Origin of the sequence: Sediminicola arcticus (genome assembly GCF_040566695.1) — a bacterium.
Classification (GTDB): Bacteria; Bacteroidota; Bacteroidia; order Flavobacteriales; family Flavobacteriaceae; genus Sediminicola; species Sediminicola arcticus.
Map to the genome: position 1 here is coordinate 1 of NZ_JBEXAE010000023.1, position 507 is coordinate 507.

A 507-nucleotide genomic window follows, 5' to 3' on the forward strand; every position below is an offset into this window, starting at 1 on the left:
ACCTCTTCGCCGTGCATCTTGTTCTTGGTGGCCGTTCGTTTCTTTAAATAACTGTCAAGTAACCGAAAGAGCTGTAAACACTCACTCTGCACATCGGTAAGGGCAGTATAAAGAGGTACTTCGTTTATTACGGCATATTCACATATCGCCTTCGCATCGCTCTTATCGGTCTTTACCTTGGCTAATTTCATCTGTATAAAACGCTTTACGGATAAGGGATTTACAACAGATACCGTAATCCCATTTTTATAAAGAAACTGCGCCAGACGATAATGGTAATACCCCGTAGCTTCCATCACTAAAAGACTATTGGCAGGTAATTGTTTCAATAGCTTCTTGAATCCTGTTTCATCATTCTTCATTTGCACATGGCCACTTTTACTACCAAAGCAATCAAAGACATCTTTACTGATATCGACTCCGAAAGTTTCATTATATTTATTCATAAGTACTGATTTATGAAAGAACCAGCTACTTCTGCTCACAACAACTTGAAAACGAGATCTA

1 protein-coding gene is annotated in these 507 nt (G+C 38.7%); it reads right to left on the reverse strand.

What is annotated here, in order from left to right:
- The coding region (locus ABXZ36_RS15785) for an IS110 family transposase (RefSeq protein ID WP_354616644.1) at positions 1-446 on the reverse strand (446 nt) is incomplete at its 3' end.
- Positions 447-507: the final 61 nt, after the last annotated feature.